This window comes from Streptococcus oralis (genome assembly GCF_001578945.1).
In the GTDB taxonomy this organism is placed as follows: Bacteria; Bacillota; Bacilli; order Lactobacillales; family Streptococcaceae; genus Streptococcus; species Streptococcus oralis_Q.
In genome coordinates, this window is the sequence record NZ_KQ969551.1 from 510,001 (window position 1) to 513,568 (window position 3,568).

The following is a 3,568-nucleotide window of genomic DNA, read 5'->3' on the forward strand; positions in this document are numbered from 1 at the left end:
CGTTTGGAAAAAGTTTTTTCAAACCTAGAAAAATAGAAAGTAGGTAATTCCTATGGCAAAAACTAACTGGAATAGAACCCTTGAAGAGGTTCTCAAACAAAAAACGCAACCTAAAGTGCTGGTTAGCGAAAAAACTGGTAATGAATATACAGCTGATATTGTCCCTGTTCTAAACGTTGTATCAATTGGTTCAATTGAAGAAATTGATGGAAAGTTCAAATATTCAATTGTAGATACAAACAACGATCTTGAATATAGTATCAAAACACCAAATAAGGTTGATGTTAAGTTCGGTACAATTCTTCAATTCAAGAACGTACGTGGCGGTGCAACAACTAACGGTGTTGGGTGGTATGCTGCGGACTCAGTAGCAGTGGTTCAACGTAATGCGTAGCCGTAGATATCGTAGAATCAAACCTACTCCTAATTGTAAACCTCAAGGCTATCAACTCTCTCTGATAGCCTTTACGGTTACAACTAGTATGACTGGATTGCTACTCTACATAAGCTATTCAATAGAACAATCGAAACCATATCTGACTAAGCCGTTGCTATTCTTTGCTATTATAGACTTCATTAGCTTCTTATGTTTAGTGTATACTTGGTCATTACGTGAAGAGGTATCAACTATTTCGATACCAGTCATGTCTAATGAAGCCAATAGGTTATCCCAAAAATTGAAGCGATTATTCAATGACAAACAAATAACAGATGTTCTAAAACTTTCAAATTCTACAAGATACGGGGAGGAAATGCCTGAAATTCATGTTTGGATAGATAATAGTTTGTCAGAAGGGTTCATAGCCATTGAAAATATTGCAAACTGGGAACGTGCTGACCGTGAAAAATTTGAGCAACGAGTGTCAGGAATATTAGCAGGTAAATATCAACGTTTCTCTGTTGTCAACTCCGAACTATCCATTGGAGACAGCTATATACTTTTCTACTTTGAAGATACTCTAACCACTCAACGCTTTTTTGTCCAAAATAACGATATGTTGAATGAGTTTATCCATAAAAATAGACACGCTATAAACCTGTCTAAAGACCTTAGTTGGTATTCAGATATAACCCCAATGATGAGTATCATAGCACGTACAAGAGCAGGAAAATCAGTGCTAGCTGGTCGATATATGGCTAAACTAATGTTGTTACAAGGTTGGACAGTTGAATACAATTCTGCTAAATATGACCGATACGTCAAGGAATTTAACGGTCAATCAGAACCTATCAAGATTGTTGAGCGTGCCGAATATTGGTGTACCGTCATGGATGAGCGACTAACAAAAATCAATGAAGCAGGAAAAGAAAAGTATCTTGAAATGGATAACATGCCAGATATTGGCTTGTTCTTCGATGAACTCGGTAATCTAAATGCTTCATTAGAATCACTAGACAAAACCGATAAAACATTAAAAGCAACTTCACGCTGGACCAGTGCAATCAACAGATTATCTGCGACTGGTGGCTCTGCTGGTATTCATATCATTGCTATTAGCCAGTTTGCAACAAAAGAAGGATTTTTACCCTCTCTAGCCCGTGTAAATTGCTCCGATGCTGTAATCATGTTAGGTGGTGCTGCCGATTCTGCCGAGGAACGAAAATATCTCATGTCTGGTTTCGCTGACATGCCGAAGCGTAGCTATGGAAAAGGGCAGGGAATCGCTCGTATTATTAGTTCTGGTAAAAAGTGGGAAGTTCCACACTTTTATGAAACACCATGGTTTGATGAATAGTGGTAAACAATCCATTTGTGTTCCAACTAGAGAATTCTGTTGGATCAACAAATGGATTCATGACGAAGCCGACGAGTCACAAGGTCGGTCATCTTGAAGAGATGAAGAAAAACTAATTCTAACTTTTCCTACGCCTGCACGGCACTGGGCTTGTCAAGTGCCGTGCATATTCAAAAACCTAGGGATATCAAGGATTTGAGCGATTTATAAAAAATTAATCCACTGATTTATCTAGAGAATAGTTAGAAGAATAATTAACACAAGGAGTTTTTAATAATGAACAAAAATAAAAAAGAAGCAAACCTAACTGCCATAATGGTGGTACAACAACTGGAAGAAGAACATTGGTTATCTTCTGATTATAAAACTCCTCTTCAACAAGCAAAAGAGGGCAACTGTCGTCCTTTGCTTGAAATGATTATTGAAAAACTTGAAGAGCAGGATATTCTTGTTAAAGAAGCCTATATCATCAAACATGACAAAGACAAAGTATCTACTTGGAATCCCGTTGAGATGAAAAACATCATTGAGACCAAAGTGGAGCATGTTCATGTTTTACTAAAATTTGAAAAGGGTGCTTCTTTAAATAAACTTGCTTTAGCAATACAAGTTGAACCACAATATCTTGAAAAACTTAAATCTGGTCGATATGGCTACGATAACTGTTTAGCTTATCTCTGTCACTGTAAGGATGAAAACAAGCATCAGTACCAACCAGAAGAAGTTACTACAGTTAGAGGTGAAGACTATACAAGTATCTATCATCGTAGCATGGAAACATGGACAAAAGGACGTGCCACAAAAAAAGCAAAAGAAACCGCCCTTAGTGTCGATTGGCTAATTGAAAAGATTCTTTCTGGAGAAGTGACAAAAAGTAATATTCTACTCACAAACGAATACTACGCAATCTACGGACAACATAAGAGAAAAATCAACGAAGCACTAGATACCGCTGGCGAACGCAAGAGTTACCAGACAATTGCTGATTTAGAAGCAGGAAATTTCAAGAAAACAATTCTTTTTATTACTGCTGAGAGTGGAGTAGGGAAAACTCGATATAGCAAAAAATTGATAACGTTGTTACAACAAATCGCCCTGAAACAAGGTCAAAAGTGGGATTACTGCGTTACTGCTTCTACTAATGCTTTTGATGAATATAATGGCCAAGAGATTCTATTTCTTGATGACATTAAAGGAGACAGTTTAACTGTATCCGACTGGTTAAAGTTGCTAGACCCACACATGATAAGTCCTATTTCCGCACGATACCATAATAAAATGGGTTCAGCTAAAATCATAATTATAACTAATACTAAGGAACCGATATCTTTCTTTGAGCAAGCAAAGGGAAATATGGGAGAAGACCTTGGGCAATTTGTTAGACGGATTGATTATCTGATTCAAATAGAAGATAAGTTCCATCTGTCAATTCCTATTAAGCATATACCCCAAAAACCAAATAACGAAGTTCTGTGGTATGAACCTAGACACTATTCTTTCAAATTCTCAAAGATTGGTGAATATGACAAGAATATAGCAACGAATAAACTTGTGAAACAAGTGATAAGGAATATGCAATGGAATAAATATAAAAAGGTTATCAATGCTAGCGACCAAACCACCAATGATAACCCAAACACTCAACAAAAATAGCAACAGCTACTCCTGTTGTTGCTATTATCTCAAAATACTACGAAATATACAAGAGGTATGCAATATGATTACTCAAACAATTTCTTACATTGATTTAGTTGACCTAGGCTTTCCTAAAGCAACTGCACAACAAATCATTAGACAAACCAAATTAAATTTGGTAAAACAAGGATATACTT

General features: G+C 36.5%; 4 protein-coding genes. All 4 read left to right on the plus strand.

Annotation, left to right across the window (positions count from 1 at the left end):
- Positions 1–52: 52 nt before the first annotated feature.
- Complete coding sequence (locus tag SORDD16_RS05120; RefSeq protein ID WP_061452595.1) at positions 53–394, plus strand: hypothetical protein; 342 nt, start codon at positions 53–55, stop codon at positions 392–394.
- A 358-nt stretch (positions 395–752) separates the two neighbouring features.
- The gene (locus tag SORDD16_RS05125) at positions 753–1,736 is read left to right on the plus strand and encodes a cell division protein FtsK (RefSeq protein WP_347230205.1); all 984 of its coding nucleotides are present in this window, start codon (positions 753–755) and stop codon (positions 1,734–1,736) included.
- Positions 1,737–2,012: 276 nt separating this feature from the next.
- Entirely contained in the window at positions 2,013–3,389 is a 1,377-nt protein-coding gene (locus SORDD16_RS05130) for a Rep family protein (protein ID WP_241733996.1), read from the plus strand.
- 64 nt (positions 3,390–3,453) lie between these two features.
- A partial coding sequence (locus tag SORDD16_RS10610; protein WP_128973476.1) for a DUF3173 family protein occupies positions 3,454–3,568 on the plus strand: 115 nt, incomplete at its 3' end.